Raw genomic sequence first — 16,471 nt, forward strand, 5'->3', positions numbered from 1 at the left:
TTATTCTTTATATTCTTGTAATATCATTTCAGCTATTATTTCCATTGGAATTGACAAATCCATGCTCATCTTTCTCATAATTTTATAAGCTTCCTCTTCACTCAATCCTTTAGTTTTCATAATATACCCTTTTGCCTTTTCAATCTTTTTCCTCGCTTCAAGTTCATGCTTTAATTTTTGAATTTCCTCTTTCATGCTCCTAAACTTTTTGTAATTTTCTATGACAAATTCAACTGTCGACAAAAGTACCCCTCTGTCTACTGGCTTTAATAAATAAGAAAATACAGAATATTTTCTTATTTCCTCAAGAAAATCTCTTTGAAGAGTAGAAGTCATCAAAATTACAGGTGCTATATCATCTTCATTTATAATGCGTCCAACTTCATAACCATTTATATTGGCAAGATTCAAATCCGCTATAACTAAATCAGGAGCGAGAGCGCGACAAAGCCTTATAGCACTTCCGCCATCTCTCGCTTCATAAACCAAGTGTCCATTCGCTAATAACACATTCTTTATGAACTGCCGAGACAAATCACTGCTGTCTGCCAAAACAATTCGCCATTGGCTCATCGAGACACCTCTAATTAACTTAGAATTTAGAAAGATATTGATCTAATTCCCACTGAGTAACGTATATTTTGTACTCATCCCATTCTGCTCTTTTAGCCTCCAAAAATTTTGTATACACATGATCGCCTAATGCTTCTTTTATAACTTCATCCTTTTCTAACTCGTTTAAAGCTTCTTCTAAAGAGCCTGGCAGTCTTTCAATTCCTAAGTTTTCTAATTCTTCTTTATTCATATGGTATATATTTGCATTTACAGGTGGTGGCGGTGTTATATTATTCTTTATGCCATCTAATCCTGCTGCCAATGCAACAGCCAAAGCAAGATAAGGATTGCTACTTGGATCAGGACTTCTAAGCTCTATCCTTGTAGATTCCCCTCTTTTGGCAGGAATTCGTATTAAAGGACTTCTGTTCCGTAAAGACCAAGCAATATTTACAGGAGCTTCATAGCCTGAAACTAGCCGTTTATAAGAATTAACAATAGGGTTAGTAATAGCTGTCATAGCTTTTGCATGTTTTATAATTCCTCCTATATAGTTATAACATACATTACTTAACCCTAGAGGGTCAGAAGGGTCATAAAAAGCATTTTTACCATCTTTTGTAAGTGACATGTTCATATGCATTCCAGACCCCGCAATTCCAAAAACTGGTTTCGGCATAAAGGTAGCATGCAATCCATGTTTTTGAGCAATTATCCTTACCACCATTTTAAAAGTCATCACATTGTCAGCAGTAGTTAATGCATCGTCATATTTGAAATCTATCTCATGTTGTCCTGGTCCCACTTCGTGATGAGATGCTTCAATTTGAAACCCTAGTTGCTTAAGAGTCGACACCATTTCTTTTCTTGCACTTTCCCCTAAGTCCACAGGTGCCATGTCAAAATAACTTGCATCGTCTTGAGTTATTGTCGTAAGATTACCTTTTTCATCCGTCAAAAAGAGATAAAACTCGCATTCAGGCCCTACATTAAATTGATAACCTAATTTCTTTGCCTCTTCTAAATTTCTTTTTAAAACATAGCGAGGGTCTCCTTCAAAGGGAGTTCCATCGTAATTGTAAATATCACATATGAGTCTTGCCTCTACCCCAGAGTTTGTCCTCCACGGGAAGATCACAAACGTATCAGGGTCCGGCCTTAAATACATGTCTGATTCTTCAATTCTCACAAATCCGTCAATTGAAGATCCGTCAAACATGATTTCATTGTTAAGAGCCTTACTTAATTCTTCCACAGGAATAGAGACATTTTTCATAACCCCAAAGATGTCGCTAAATTGAAGATGTACATATTCTACCCCATTCTCTTTTGCCAGTCTTAAAACATCTTCTTTGCTATATTTTTTACCCATAATATTCCTCCTTTAATAAATTAAGGGCGCACTCAAATAGGATACCACCACCCCATTTGAAGACGCCCTTGCCTTCCCTATAAATTATTATTAAATTTTAATCAACAACTATTATATCACATTTTTTTCACAGTGCAATATAGTTTTAATAATTTTTTTTGCTATTTTTTCTCTACTAGTATGTCAATGCCATCAATCCAGCCAGAAACTACGTTGAAAAGCCATGCTCCAAAAGCACTAACTATAGAAAAAATTATGCCATAAACTATTCCGCCAATGAGGCCGCCAATTATTCCTGCACCAAAAGCTCCAAAACTGTTTGCAAAAAGTCCACCAAATAAACCACCAATAAGTCCCAGAATTAGGCCTATCACAATCCCGTAAATCAAAGTAAATTTAAAAACTGACAAAACAGATATTTTTTTGAGTTTATAATTCCACATCTTAACACCTCCTTCCTTTTTTGAAATTCTAAAGATTTACGTTATAATTATATTACACCTAAAAATAATTATGCCTGTCTGTAGTTTCAGGGGGGATTTTATGAAAAGTTTTGCAACAGTTATTCCATTTATAAAAAAGCACAAGTGGGATTACATAATAGGTATAATTTTTTTATTAGCAGTAGACTTGCTTCAAATGATAGTTCCCCATTTATTAGGTTCAGTAACTGATTTATTTAAAAGTAAAGACTTAACTCCAAAGGTATTGTTAACGTATTCCTTTTGGATAATAGGTATAGCTATTTTGGTATTTGCTTTTAGATTCATTTGGCGTATGAAAATAATGGGGATGTCAAGGCTTTTGGAAAAAGAACTAAGGGAACAACTTTTTGCTAAGTTTCTTGAACTTTCACCACAATATTACAATGAACACAAAACAGGTGATTTAATGGCTCATGCCACAAATGACATAAATGCCGTCAGAATGGCAGTAGGACCTGGAATTATATTGTCTGTAGATGCATCATTTTTAGGTATTTCTATAATACTTATAATGGTATTTACAATTGATCCGAAACTTACTATTTTAGCTTTACTTCCTTTGCCCGTTATTGCACTGGTAGTCAGCCGCTTTGGCAAAGTCATTCACTCAAGATTTTTAAAAGTTCAAGAAGCTTTTGCCTCTTTAACAGATAAAGTTCAAGAAAGCATATCTGGCATAAGAGTGATTAAAGCCTTTGTTCAAGAAAAAGAGGAAATAGAAAACTTTAGAGGAGAAAATCTAAGAAATTTTAAAGCAAATATGGATATGATTAAAATCTGGGGATTATTTGACCCTACTGTTCAATTTTTAGCAGCATTAAGTTTTACAATAGCCTTACTTTACGGCGGAATACAAGTTATAAAAGGAATAATCACTTTAGGAGATTTTGTAGCATTCACCAGCTACTTGGGAATGCTTATCTGGCCTATGATGGCATTTGGCTGGGTGATAAATATTTTTCAGAGAGGTTCTGCCTCTATGGAAAGACTTAATATAATTTTCAGTGAAGTACCCGAAATAACAGATAACTATGCCGATCCAAATATTACAGTAATTGACGGAAATATAAAAATAAAAAATCTCACATTTTCTTATAAAAAAGGCCTACCTCCTGTTTTAAAAAATATAAACATAAGTCTTCCAAAGGGAAAAACTCTGGCTATAATAGGTAAAACTGGTAGTGGCAAAAGCACTCTTGTAAATTTACTTGCAAGACTTTACAAAGTACCGCAAGATACCATATTTATTGATGGGCATGACATCAACGAAATACCTTTAAAAGTTTTAAGAGAAAACATTGGTTTTGTACCTCAGGACAACTTTATATTTTCAGATACTATAGCCAATAATATAGCCTTTGTCAATGAAGAACCCCTAGAAAAAATACAACAATTTGCCACAATAGCAGATGTCCACAAAGATATAATGGACTTTCCACAGCAATATCAAACAATTGTAGGCGAAAGAGGAGTAACTCTCTCAGGCGGTCAAAAGCAAAGGATAGCTATCGCAAGAGCTTTAATAAAAGAACCAAAAATCCTTATTTTAGACGATAGTCTCTCTGCTGTAGATACAAACACAGAAGAAACCATATTAAGCAATTTACGTAAATATATGAAAAATAGAACAACTATAATCGTCTCTCATAGAATCTCTACTATAAAAAACGCTGATGAAATCATAGTATTAGATAATGGGGAAATAGTTGAAAGGGGAACCCATGAGGAACTTATTAAGCTAAAAGGTCTTTATAACAGTATTTATGAAAAACAACAATTGGAAGATGCAATATTAAAAGAAGTTTAAGGCGGTGATAAAATGGAATACCAACAAGAAGAAGTAATGGCAAAACCTTTTGACATTAAAATAATGAAAAGACTTTTGACATATGCTAAACCTTACTGGTTGTACATTTTTATAGCAGCTGTAAGTATACTTTTAGTAACAGCATCAAACCTTCTACGACCATACCTCGTCCAAAAAGCTATTGATAACTATATAAATAACCCTAACATTCCTAAAGCAGAAGCAATAAATGGCGTTACCCATATAGGAATTTTGTATCTAATAATCATAACTGTAGCCTTTATCATAAATTATGGACAGATTTATTTGATTCAGTACACAGGACAAAAAATAATCTTTAACTTAAGGCAACAAATATTTGAACATCTACAGAGTTTATCATTATCATTTTTTGATAAAAACCCTGTAGGAAGATTGGTGACCCGTGTTACAAACGACACCGACACTTTAAATGAAATGTACACAAGTGTCATAGCAAATCTTTTTAATGACATTTTTATAATATTTGGAATAATCATTGCTATGGTAAGTTATAATGTAAAACTTGCATTAATCAGCCTCTCAACTACTCCGTTAATTATTGTAGGAATGTACATATACAGAAAACTGGCTTCACAAGCCTATAGACTTGTAAGAGTTCGCCTTGCCAGAATAAATGCTTTTCTTTCAGAACACATAAGTGGAATGAAAATTGTACAACTTTTTGTAACAGAGCATAAAAAAAGCAAAGAATTTGAAAAAATAAATAAAGATTATTATGACGCTAACATGAGGCAGCTTACAATTTTTGCAATATTCCGTCCTTCTATGGATGTAATATATTCTTTAACTTTGGCTCTTTTAATCTGGTATGGTGGGAAAGACATAATATCTCACAAAATTGAATTTGGCGTACTTTACGCTTTTGTAAATTATCTGCAACAACTGTTTCAGCCAATTTTTGACATATCAGAAAAATATGACATACTTCAATCGGCAATGGCTTCAGCAGAAAGAATTTTTATACTTTTAGATACAAAAGAACAAATAAAGGACCCTAAAGAACCTATTCCTTTAGAAGACATCCAAGGAAAAATAGAATTTAAAAATGTTTGGTTTTCTTACAACGGAAAAGACTGGGTATTAAAAGATGTAAGTTTTGTGGTCAATCCTGGCGAGACAGTAGCTTTTGTAGGGGCAACTGGCGCAGGAAAAAGCTCTATAATAAGCCTTTTAAGTCGATTTTATGACATACAAAAAGGAGAAATTTTAATTGACGGAATTGACATAAGAAAAGTAAGGCAACAAGATTTGAGAAAACATATAGGTGTTGTATTACAAGATGTCTTTCTTTTTACGGGAGATATTAAATCAAACATAAGACTAAACAACAAAAACATAACAGACAACGACATTTACATGGTAGCAAAATATGTAAATGCTCATCACTTTATAAAAAAACTTCCAGAAAGCTATGAGTCAAAAGTAACCGAAAGAGGCTCTACTTTGTCAGCCGGTCAGAGACAGCTTTTAGCCTTTGCAAGAGCTTTGGCCTTTAACCCAAAAATATTGGTATTAGATGAGGCAACGGCAAATATCGACACAGAGACAGAAATGCTTATACAGGACGCTTTAAAAAAGCTTACAAAAGGTCGTACTACCATTGCAATAGCCCATAGATTATCAACGATACAGCACGCAGATAAAATAATTGTACTTCACAAAGGACGTATCAGAGAAATGGGCACTCACAACGAACTTTTGCAGAAAAAAGGCTTATACTACAATTTATATATGCTGCAGTACAAAGACCAATTAATAGAAGGAAAAGCTAACTAGCATACTAAAATTTAAGATGGACATACTATTTTTGAGGTGATAGTATGAGAAAATACTCTAAAATAGTATGTGCCATCTTTATTTTCTTGCTTTTATTCAACTTGTCAGGTTGTAAAAACAAACAACAAAATAGACCTCAAAAAAAGCCCCAAACAAGTCAAAAAACAGAAGTACCAAAAGAACTATCTAAAATAGAAAAAGATATAGAAAAAATAATAAAAGAAGCACAGAAAATAAAGGAAAAACCGCAAAGTGATCAGGAAAAACAAAGTGATAAAGAAGAAAAAGACAAAAAAGATAAAAAGGAGGAGGATAAAAAAACACCAAAGAAAACTCCTGAAGATAAATCTTGGGAAGAAATTAACAAAGCAATAAAAGATATTCATACAGATTGGAACTCATTAGCTCCTTTAGTTACTAAAGAAGGAGCAAAATTAAATCTAATAAACAGTATGAGTGCCGCTATAAATGACCTTACTATTATGGCAAATAAAAAATCAAAAATTGATGTTTTAATATATGCAAATAATGTGTATAAATATATTCCTGATCTAGAAGACCTTTTTCAAACAGAGGCGCCTACTGACATAAAAAGATTAAAATTTTACGCTCAAGATATCGCTTTTAAAAGTGAAGTGCAAAAATGGGAAGAAATTTCAAAAGATTTGATAGATATAAATTCTGTGTGGCAAACTTTAAAGCCAAAACTTCCTAAAGAAGCAAAAAATTCAGCTGACAAATTTGAGGCAGGAGTTACTGAGTTACAAAAAGCGATAAAATCTCAAAATAAAGTTTTAACTAAAATAAAGGCAGAAGTACTTCTACAAGATATAAAATCTCTTGAAAAAACTGCAAAGCCTAAAAAGTAAAAAATTACTTTTTAGGCTTTTTGTTCATCTGTAATCCTTATTTTATTGACTTCATATAATAATAATGATATATTTTAAATTAAATAAACCTGCTTTAATGCAATGTATAATTGAAATATTGTCATAATTTTAGAACTTTAGAGGAGGATAATAATGGGAGTTAATGTGGCAATTGTAGGAGCTACCGGAATGGTAGGTAGGACTTTTCTTAAAGTAATGGAAGATAGAAATTTCCCAGTTGACAAACTTTATTTATTTGCTTCTTCAAAATCTGCGGGTCAAAAAATCACATTTAGAGGTAATGAATACATTGTAGAAGAACTTACTGAAGAAAGTTTTAAAAGAGACATTCAAATCGCTCTTTTTTCCGCTGGTGCAACTATAAGCAAACAATTCGCTCCAATAGCTGCTTCTCATGGCGTAGTCGTAATTGACAATTCCAGCGCTTGGAGAATGGATGAAAATGTACCTTTGGTTGTCCCTGAAGTAAATCCTCAAGACATTTCATGGCATAAAGGAATAATAGCAAATCCCAATTGCTCTACCATTCAAATGGTAGTTCCTTTAAAGCCTCTTCACGACAAATATAAAATAAAAAGAATAGTGGTATCCACCTATCAAGCAGTGTCTGGAGCAGGTAAAAAAGGTGTAGATGACCTTGAAAGAAGTTTAAGAGGAGAACCATGCCAAGTATTCCCTCATCCTATTGCAAACAACTGTATTCCTCACATTGATTCTTTCGCACCAAATGGATATACAAAGGAAGAATTAAAAATGATAAACGAAACCAAGAAAATCATGGGAGATAGTTCAATAAAGGTATCTCCTACAACAGTAAGAGTACCTGTTGCAAACTCTCACAGTGAATCTGTCAATGTAGAATTTGCAAGGCCTTATGAAATGGAAGAATTAATAGAGGTCTTAAAACATGCTCCAGGAGTTGTTGTACAAGACGATCCTCAAAATAATATTTATCCTCTTGCAACTTATGCCACAGGAAAAGATGAAGTTTTTGTAGGCAGAATAAGAAGAGATGAAACAGTCTACAGCGGTGTGAACATGTGGATTGTAGCTGACAACATAAGAAAAGGGGCAGCTACGAACGCCGTTCAAATAGCGGAACTTTTAATTAAAAATATGTGAAAGGAGAATAATTATGCCTGTTTTTAAAGGATCGGGTGTTGCTATTGTTACCCCATTTAATGAAGAGGGCGTAAATTTTGAAAAACTTGGCGAGCTTATTGAATGGCATATCAAAGAAGGAACTGATGCTATCATCATATGTGGTACCACTGGTGAAGCCTCTACAATGACACAAGAAGAACAACAGCAAGCAATTAAATTTACAGTCGAAAAAGTGGCTGGAAGAATACCAGTAATTGCAGGAACCGGTTCTAACAACACAGCCCATGCTGTTGAAATGAGTGAATATGCTCAATCTGCAGGTGCTGATGCTCTTTTAGTTATAACACCCTATTACAACAAAACAACACAAAAGGGATTAGTGGCTCATTTTACTGAAATAGCAAGACACGTAGACATACCTATTATTATTTATAATGTCCCCAGCAGGACATCTCTCAATATGTTGCCAGAAACTTATCTCGAATTGAGCAAACACGTAGATAATGTAGTAGGTGTAAAAGAAGCCAGTGGTGACATCGTACAGGTAGCCGAAATTGCCCGCATCATGGGTAAATCCTTTGAAATATACTCAGGAAATGACGACCAAGTAATACCAATAATGTCTTTAGGTGGCCTTGGGGTAATATCCGTCACGGCAAATATAATCCCGGCAAAAATACATGAAATGACAACCGCTTATTTAAATGGAGATATTGAAAAGGCAAGAGACATGCAGTTAGAACTTAATCCTCTAAATAAAGCCCTCTTTATAGAAACAAACCCTATTCCTGTAAAAACTGCTATGAACTTAATGGGATTCAACGTAGGACCCCTACGCCTCCCACTTGTTGAAATGAGCGATAAAAACTTAGAATATCTGAAATCTGTTCTTTCAAAATACGGTTTATTGAAGGAGGCAAATTAATGATTAGAATAATAATTCACGGCTGTAACGGAAAAATGGGAAAAGTCGTAGCAAAGTTAGCAGCAGAAAGTCCCGATTTTAAAATAGTGGCAGGAGTAGATAAAAACATCTCTCCTCTTGACTTTCCTGTTTACAGCGATTTAAAAGATGTAAAAGAAGAAGCGGATGTAGTAATTGACTTTTCATACCATGAAGCTGTACCTGATATGGTTAAAGCCGCCTTACAAAAGAAACTTCCTGTAGTCATTGCCACAACAGGACTCAGTGAAGAAGAATTAAATGTCATAAAAGATGCATCAAAAGAAATACCAATTTTCAAATCTGCAAATATGTCCCTTGGAGTAAATATACTTATAAACCTTGTAAAAGAAGCTGCAAAAATATTGCAACAAGATTTTGATATTGAAATAATAGAAAAACATCATAACATGAAAAAAGACGCTCCAAGTGGTACTGCGTTAATGATTGCAGATAGCATAAACCAAGTACTAAATGACAAAAAGGAATACGTGTATGGACGCCATACTAAAACTGAACAGAGAAAACCGAATGAATTAGGGATACATGCAGTAAGGGGCGGCACAATTGTGGGTGAACACCAAGTAATTTTTGCTGGTCACGATGAAGTAATCACCATAAGTCACTCTGCCCAATCCCGTGAAATTTTTGGCTATGGCGCCCTACAAGCTGCAAAATTCATAATAAATCAAAAACCTGGCTTATATACAATGGAAGACCTTGTGAAGAAAGGATGATAATTTTGAGCACAAATGATAACTTGACAAACCCTTATGAAATTGCAAGATACATTAAAGAGGCAAAAAAGTCAACGCCCGTTAGAGCTTACATACAAGGGAATATAGAGATTGAAGAAACCGAAGAATTAGAAGTATATGGCTGTGACAACTTTAAAATCGTCTTTGGGGAATTGGAAGTCGTTGAAAAATTGCTTGAAATAAACAAAGATAAAATAAAACATTATCGCTTAGAGTATGATCGCAGAAACTCTGCAATTCCTTTACTGGATATTAAGCATCTTGACGCGAGAATAGAACCCGGTGCAATAATTAGAGATAAAGTCAAAATAGGCAAAAACGCTGTGATAATGATGGGGGCAGTGATAAATATAGGTGCAGAAATTGGTGAAAATTCTATGATAGACATGAACGCAGTAATAGGCGCCAGAGGAATTATAGGCAAAAACGTCCATGTAGGAGCTGGAGCTGTTATAGCCGGGGTATTAGAACCCCCCAGCAGTGTACCAGTTGTGCTTGAAGATAACGTACTTGTCGGGGCAAACGCAGTTATATTAGAAGGAGTAAGAGTAGGTCATGGAGCTGTTGTAGCAGCAGGATCAGTTGTGACAGAAGATGTACCACCTAACACAGTAGTTGCAGGAGTTCCAGCAAAGATTGTAAAAATAGTAGATGACAAAACCCGTGAAAAAACAAAACTCATGGAAGACTTAAGAGGTTAAATAAAACACCCGATTTTTCGGGTGTTTTAGTATTCTATTCCGTATCTCGCTGGTATTCCTTTTTCAAAAGGATGCTTAATCGCTTTCATCTCTGTAACCAAATCCGCTTTTTCAATTATCTCCTGAGGAGCACTCCTTCCTGTCAAAACCAATTCCATCTCCGTCGGTTTCATATCTATTAACTTTAACACATCTTCCACTGTGTACATTTTACTATGTATTGCCGCCATTATCTCATCTAAAATTAAAATATCGCACTTTTTGTTTTGAAGGACATCTACAACAAATTCATAGGCTTTTTTCATATCCTCAGCAAGAATCTTCTTTTCCTCTTCATTTAAACTCCAAAAAAACTTTTCTGTTGATTGAAACCTAAAAACCTTGAAATTTTCAATATTCTTAAGTGTATGCAACTCCCCTGTATCCGTGCCTTTCAGAAATTGTACCATATAAACTTTAAAGCCTCTTCCCACCGCTCTTATGCCAAGTCCAATAGAAGCCGTCGTCTTTCCTTTGCCATCTCCAGTATAAACTTGTATAAGTCCTCTCTCCAAAACTCATTCCCCCTTGTGTCCTCTGTTATTTCCATTCTAACTCTTTTGTAATTCTTTTTCAACCACTTCCATCCTCGTAATAGAAACCTCATAAGCGACCTTTGTAACCACTTCATCGCCCAGTTTTTTTTGGTATTCCCTACTCTGCACTCTTCCCCATAAACGTATACGATCTCCTATTTCTAACTTTTCAGAAAACCTTGCATTTCTTCCCCACGCTATGACAGGTATGTAATCAGATTTGTTATAAGGCCTATTTACCGCAATTAATAAATCAGTTATCTCTCTCCCAAAGGGAGTAGTTCTATAAACTGGTTTTTTACAAATAAAGCCATCCAAAAAAATTTCATTCGGATTTTTTACTACTTCATCTTCCGACAATACCCTTATGTCTCGAGTAAATATGGTCAAAATCAACTTATTTTTCCCTTCTTCTGGAGATTTTCTATTGTATGACCTCAATTGCCCTTCAATCTTTACCCTGGTACCTACCTGTAAATTCATACCTTCAAATAAACGGTTAGAAATAGTAACAGGAAGATAATCTTTCGTTTCACTCAATCTTGGAACTTCCAAAATAAAATTAAAAAATTCTTCTCCATATAGTTCATGACTGTACTCTAAATCAGTAAAAATTTTCCCTACCACTACAACTACATTGTTCTCCAAAAAGTTGCCTGCCATGTGTTCACTCTCCCCTTCCCCTTATGTGTCCTTCTAAAAATATATATTAAAATTAGAAAGCATTTATGACAGGTGGCAAAAGTAATCGTTAAAATTATCTTTAAAAAATTTATCACCGCCCACTATTCTCAAAGGTTTTAACCACATTTTGTATATCTTTAATTTCATACCCTAAAATTAATAATACAGTTATTACAAATAATGAGTTATATATATTATACTGTCCAGGAACTTTTATTTCAACAGGTATTTCCAATGGCTCTATCAATCTGCCTTTTAAATTAAAAAAAGACCTTTGTACGCAATAATTGAATCCATAGCCTCCATCTTCGTATAATATAGAAGAAGCAGTTATAGAAGATTTAGGATTCAACCCGCAAGTTATAAGAGTAGAATTTATTCCCCGTGCAAAAAGTTTATTTGATTTTTCATCATCAGCGTTTATTATTATTACACTACTGGGGAAAGTATAGATATAATTTTTTAATTTTTGAAAATATTCATCGTTGGAAATGTTAGAAACAATTAATATGTCCACTCTTTTATTTTGGTCTTCCAATTCTTCTACTACCACTTCATTTGTATTTACACAATGAGAAATGAATTTTAAAATCGCAGTTTTCCCTGTGCTCCCGCCAATTAATATATGTATCATATAACCAGCTCCCATTTTTGAGTACTATTTTTATTCTTTTCCTAAACTTAAATTTTATAATGCCAATTATATGAAATATAGGAAGGCATGATGCCTTCCTATATTCCGAACCAGTGGTGTCCTATCACATTTGTAATTGTCCTTGTCCATATCCACCAAGAAGTTGAAGTAGCTGGATTGAAAAAGTATAGTGCTCCTCCTGTTGGGTCCCATCCAGCTAAAGCTGCATCTGCTGCTTTAAAAGCTGTAAGGTCAGGTTCATGATTGAAAAATTCACCATTCGTTACAGGTTCAAAAGCATCTGGCTGATATATAACTCCTGCTACAGTATTTGGGAAAATACCGCTTTTTACTCTATTCAAAATTACCGCCCCTACAGCGACCTGACCCTCAAAGCTTTCTCCACGAGCTTCAGCATAAATCATTTTTGCGATTAAATATCTGTCAACAAGATAATTGTAATAATCACTATTTTCATTTACTGGCACAACCAATTTTTCACCAGGATATATCAAATCGCTCCATTTCCCATTTGCCTGTTTTATGCTATTTACATCACTACCATACCATTTCGCTATTAAATACAAAGATTCACCTTTAGAAACAACGTGGATTTTGTCGTAAGCGTATGCCGAAGTAATTCCTCCAAATATCATTATAAAAATTATTAAATATACTACAGCAATTTTCAAAATTTTATTCTTCATCATAAGTTTCCTCCTTTCTATTCCGTTAACCGCAATAGCAGGAGTTAATTCGATTACAATTATAAACTCTTCTATCAATATTGTCATCCTTCGTATTTCCTGATAATCCTCCATTTATTAAAAATATCTCTAGAATGATATATTATAGTGATATATTCTTAGATATACTAATCTATGGAAGATTCCCATTTTTTCTAAAATTATCCTCCAAAATGCTTTCTAAAAAGTTATTAATACAATCGATTATTCCCTTTTCAAATAATATTCCCTCAATTCCCTTTTCTTTTAATTCATGATATTTCATAGCGATAAATTCATAAAAATCATATCTATCTATTTTCTTTTCTTTTTCAGGAGAAATGATTAAAAATTTATCAAAAGTTGCTCTATCATTCCGCCCTACTTTCAAATAAGCCTGGGGTAACAAAGTAAGATCAACTTTTAAAAAATTCCTCTTTGTTCCGTAATTAATTAAAAAAGCTTTAGAGCAAATTAATTGAAGGAGGGATTTCAATTCCCCAATATTTCCTTCATATTGCAAAGACAAAAGCAAAGAAATTACTTCTGGATGTACAACAATATTTAAGTTGAGCCGTTTGGCTTCTTCTCTAAAAAGGTAAACAATTATCTCAATTTTCTCGTTTAGAGGCCTTTCCTCAAAAGATGGCAATTGAATGATAACTGGTATTCGTCTCATAAAAGTCTTTAAAAGAAATGAATCAGGTCTCTCTGTAGTAGCTGCTACAATCATTAAGTTAGCATTTCTTTCCACAGTATCCCCCAATTTTCGATATACTCCCTTGTCCATAAGGTAAAATAACATCTCTTGACCTTCAGGAGGTAATCTGTGAACCTCGTCAAGGAATAATATCCCTTTATCAGCTTTCTCTACTAAACCTATCTTATCTACATCAGCTCCAGTATAGGCTCCTTTAACATGTCCAAACAAATAAGACATAAGAAGTTGAGGATTGTTATAGTAATCCGCACAGTTTAACACTTCAAGAGGTCCTACCCTACCATTTTGAAGACTAAATTTGTGCATCATCTCTGCGAAAAAAGATTTACCAGAGCCCGGCGGTCCTATGATAAGAGTATGAAGTCCATAAGTATTTCGGTAATATGTCAAGAGGGTGATAAAAAAATTCAAAAAAAAATTTAATAAAATAACCTAAAAAAGGGCATAGCAAAGCTAACCATCACGCAATAAGCTAATGGAAAATAATGTAAAATATGGTTATGGGGTAATATGTTAACTTATACAATCATCTCCTTTCATTATTGGGGATTTATAAAGTTTTTCTTCGCGCAGCAGAGCGAAGACTAACCTTACAGTTTTACGTGCAGTCAATACAAGAGCACGTTTATGCTTGTGAGTTTTGCTTTCTTTAAATTTGCGGGCATAGTATTGTGAGAACTCAGGTAAATACTTCCTGAGCTGGTCAGCTGCTTGAATAAAATAATATCTGAGATACTCATTACCAGTACGCTTGAGATATGTGTCCTCCGCTTTAAAATCAGCAGACTGGTACTCTGACCAATAAAGGCCGGAAAACTTTGCAAGGGCATTATCATTATCAAACCTTGAAATTCCGCCTATCTCAGATATTAAGCCGGCTGCGATGGTTGGGCCAATACCTTTTACTGATGTAAGACAAAGGAATTCATTGTTAAATCCTTTGACCTCATTAATAATGGCTTTTTCTACAGCTTTCTTCTGCTTTTCAAGGGACTGTAGATTATCAAAGCAAGACTTGATAACAAAGTTTAAAGAATCATCTACAGTAGCATTAATTCTATAAGACTTGCGAACAGCCTCTTGAAGCAATTTAGCTGTAGCTTCTGGATCATCAAAGCGATCTTTACTCTTATCAACCAAAAAGCCGGCAAGTTCATCAAGCGGTCGAGCCGCAATATCATCAAGGGTGAAAAACTCATTAAATATTTCAGTAGCAGTTGCTCCAAAATTATTACTAAAGACTTTATTTTGGCACAAACCGCTAAACTTAAGGAACAAATTGCTGAGTAAATAATTTTTTTCTCTAACAATACTATTAACAATGTGAAAGCGATGACGAGTAAGCCTCTGGAGAGCAAGATATCTAAAATCTACAGAACAAGATTTAGGGAGTCTACCGAATCTCAGTTTTTCAGCAATAGCAAAGGCATCAATCCAGTCATTTTTAGGCAAATTACCGAGAGACTTTTTAAAAGCATTAATAATATTAGCATTAAAAGTAGTAATAGAAGGTTGATAAGGCTTAAGAGCAGAATGATCAGCCAAATAATACTGGAGGTGCCAGCCATAGACTGAGGTAGATTCCAAACCAATAAAGACCTTTTGAATATTGTATTTATTACAACACTCCAAGATACGTGATACTATAACATCACAACCATGAGGGTTATTTTCTACAGAAAAACGGGAGGAAGCATCATTACCCTCCTGGTCGAGAATATGAACCTTGACATCATTCAGGCTTACATCCATACCAACAAAAAGCTTATTCAAGATTGTTACACCTCCTTTCAAAAGTGATAAAGTAAGTAAAAGTTAATTTGAGATAACCCTAGCAACCAGATTATGTAGCAACCTCGCAATTAGCTCTTAATATATAAGCCTGAATCCTCTGCTGCCAGGGGCTTATATATGACAAAGCAGATTTCGCGTAAGAAAAGGCAAATCTGGTGTAGGGACCACACTTAAAAGAGCGGTCAAGCCGCATGGAGGACGAAAGCCTGTCCCACATTAACTTTACAGTATAATAATGCTACAAGTTATCTCAAAAGTAAATAATAAGGCCGAAAAAAGATGAGACGGCCGCGCCATGAATCCTGCATATTGCGCAATATTACGGATTCATGGCAATAGATAAGATTTTAGACAAGATGAGAATATTAAAGATTTCCAGTTATAAATGCACTTTATTAAATTTTTAAGAAGTGAGACAAATTTATTGTCTTTAAAATTAATTATACGAGGAGGATACAATACAGCCGCTTTGGCCTGTTCTATTTGCCCTTTGAGGCTGCCATCATGTCCTATTATATTTTCAAAAGCACATTCTTTTTCTTTTCCCAAATCTAAAAAATCAATTAAATCTTTTAGAAGTATCTCTTCCTTAACCTTATTCCCTAAAAAATGAGCTAATCTATTTTTTTCAATATAATACACAGGTTTTGAAATAATTTTAACTATTTTCCCTTCTCTTACAAGATGATTTAAAATAAAAGACACATTGGGTCGAGCTATTTTTAGCAATTGCGCTATTTCTTCTGTAGTGACCCCACCTTTTCTATTTATCAAAAAATCCTGAAGATTAAATTCCTTACTCTTTTCTATAATGAAATTGTAAATTTTTTCTTTATTAGTCATATAAAACATCACTTCCTCAATTAATAAACCTCCTGTCAAAAGGCAGGAGATTATATATAAAT

The 16,471-nt window shown here is 34.1% G+C and carries 15 protein-coding genes and 2 pseudogenes; 7 read left to right on the forward strand and 10 right to left on the reverse strand.

Annotation, left to right across the window (positions count from 1 at the left end; translation table 11 throughout):
• The 3 genes from THEBR_RS07600 to THEBR_RS07610 all read right to left on the reverse strand — a co-directional run bounded on the left by THEBR_RS07600 (position 1) and on the right by THEBR_RS07610 (position 2,370).
• Entirely contained in the window at positions 1 to 573 is a 573-nt protein-coding gene (locus tag THEBR_RS07600) for an ANTAR domain-containing response regulator (RefSeq protein WP_009052642.1), read from the reverse strand.
• A gap of 19 nt (positions 574 to 592) precedes the next feature.
• A complete protein-coding gene (gene glnA, locus THEBR_RS07605) occupies positions 593 to 1,927 on the reverse strand; it encodes a type I glutamate--ammonia ligase (protein WP_003866972.1) in 1,335 nt (444 codons plus the stop codon).
• Between the two features lie 161 nt (positions 1,928 to 2,088).
• On the reverse strand, positions 2,089 to 2,370 hold the full coding sequence (locus THEBR_RS07610) for a hypothetical protein (protein WP_003870304.1): 282 nt from the start codon (positions 2,368 to 2,370) through the stop codon (positions 2,089 to 2,091).
• A gap of 100 nt (positions 2,371 to 2,470) precedes the next feature.
• Between THEBR_RS07610 and THEBR_RS07615 the strand changes: the two genes are divergently transcribed.
• The 7 genes from THEBR_RS07615 (at position 2,471) to dapD (ending at position 10,433) form a co-directional block, all read left to right on the forward strand.
• Positions 2,471 to 4,219: an ABC transporter ATP-binding protein gene (locus THEBR_RS07615; RefSeq protein ID WP_012269458.1), complete on the forward strand. Its 1,749-nt coding sequence runs from the start codon at positions 2,471 to 2,473 to the stop codon at positions 4,217 to 4,219.
• A gap of 12 nt (positions 4,220 to 4,231) precedes the next feature.
• Positions 4,232 to 6,037 carry an ABC transporter ATP-binding protein gene (locus THEBR_RS07620; RefSeq protein ID WP_012269459.1) on the forward strand — a complete coding sequence of 602 codons (1,806 nt, stop codon included), beginning with the start codon at positions 4,232 to 4,234 and terminating at the stop codon, positions 6,035 to 6,037.
• A gap of 44 nt (positions 6,038 to 6,081) precedes the next feature.
• Positions 6,082 to 6,906 (forward strand): hypothetical protein, encoded by an 825-nt coding sequence (locus THEBR_RS07625; RefSeq protein WP_012269460.1) that lies wholly within the window; start codon positions 6,082 to 6,084, stop codon positions 6,904 to 6,906.
• Positions 6,907 to 7,059: 153 nt separating this feature from the next.
• Entirely contained in the window at positions 7,060 to 8,049 is a 990-nt protein-coding gene (locus tag THEBR_RS07630; protein WP_012269461.1) for an aspartate-semialdehyde dehydrogenase, read from the forward strand.
• A 13-nt stretch (positions 8,050 to 8,062) separates the two neighbouring features.
• Positions 8,063 to 8,956: a 4-hydroxy-tetrahydrodipicolinate synthase gene (gene dapA, locus THEBR_RS07635; protein ID WP_003866978.1), complete on the forward strand. Its 894-nt coding sequence runs from the start codon at positions 8,063 to 8,065 to the stop codon at positions 8,954 to 8,956.
• A complete protein-coding gene (gene dapB, locus THEBR_RS07640; protein ID WP_012269462.1) occupies positions 8,956 to 9,711 on the forward strand; it encodes a 4-hydroxy-tetrahydrodipicolinate reductase in 756 nt (251 codons plus the stop codon). The genes dapA and dapB overlap by 1 nt, the downstream gene beginning before the upstream one ends.
• Entirely contained in the window at positions 9,708 to 10,433 is a 726-nt protein-coding gene (gene dapD / locus THEBR_RS07645) for a 2,3,4,5-tetrahydropyridine-2,6-dicarboxylate N-acetyltransferase (protein ID WP_012269463.1), read from the forward strand. The genes dapB and dapD overlap by 4 nt, the downstream gene beginning before the upstream one ends.
• 26 nt (positions 10,434 to 10,459) lie before the next feature.
• On the opposite strand, the gene THEBR_RS07650 is transcribed toward dapD, so the two are convergent.
• From THEBR_RS07650 to THEBR_RS12085, 7 genes and pseudogenes are all read right to left on the reverse strand, one after another.
• The gene (locus THEBR_RS07650) at positions 10,460 to 10,987 is read right to left on the reverse strand and encodes a cob(I)yrinic acid a,c-diamide adenosyltransferase (RefSeq protein WP_003870312.1); all 528 of its coding nucleotides are present in this window, start codon (positions 10,985 to 10,987) and stop codon (positions 10,460 to 10,462) included.
• A 36-nt stretch (positions 10,988 to 11,023) separates the two neighbouring features.
• Positions 11,024 to 11,671, reverse strand: coding sequence for a single-stranded DNA-binding protein (locus THEBR_RS07655; RefSeq protein ID WP_012269464.1), 648 nt, complete (start codon positions 11,669 to 11,671; stop codon positions 11,024 to 11,026).
• 112 nt (positions 11,672 to 11,783) lie between these two features.
• Positions 11,784 to 12,326: a Mur ligase family protein gene (locus THEBR_RS07660; RefSeq protein WP_003866983.1), complete on the reverse strand. Its 543-nt coding sequence runs from the start codon at positions 12,324 to 12,326 to the stop codon at positions 11,784 to 11,786.
• A 98-nt stretch (positions 12,327 to 12,424) separates the two neighbouring features.
• On the reverse strand, positions 12,425 to 13,033 hold the full coding sequence (locus tag THEBR_RS07665; RefSeq protein ID WP_038016663.1) for a cell wall hydrolase: 609 nt from the start codon (positions 13,031 to 13,033) through the stop codon (positions 12,425 to 12,427).
• 172 nt (positions 13,034 to 13,205) lie between these two features.
• A pseudogene (locus THEBR_RS07670) lies at positions 13,206 to 14,141 on the reverse strand (sigma 54-interacting transcriptional regulator); the annotation flags it as partial.
• 144 nt (positions 14,142 to 14,285) lie between these two features.
• Positions 14,286 to 15,524: an IS110 family RNA-guided transposase gene (locus tag THEBR_RS07675; protein WP_172632708.1), complete on the reverse strand. Its 1,239-nt coding sequence runs from the start codon at positions 15,522 to 15,524 to the stop codon at positions 14,286 to 14,288.
• 489 nt (positions 15,525 to 16,013) lie between these two features.
• Positions 16,014 to 16,418, reverse strand: a pseudogene (locus THEBR_RS12085) (transcriptional regulator); the annotation flags it as partial.
• Positions 16,419 to 16,471 lie beyond the last annotated feature (53 nt).

It is taken from the genome of Thermoanaerobacter brockii subsp. finnii Ako-1 (assembly GCF_000175295.2).
Classification (GTDB): domain Bacteria; phylum Bacillota; class Thermoanaerobacteria; order Thermoanaerobacterales; family Thermoanaerobacteraceae; genus Thermoanaerobacter; species Thermoanaerobacter pseudethanolicus.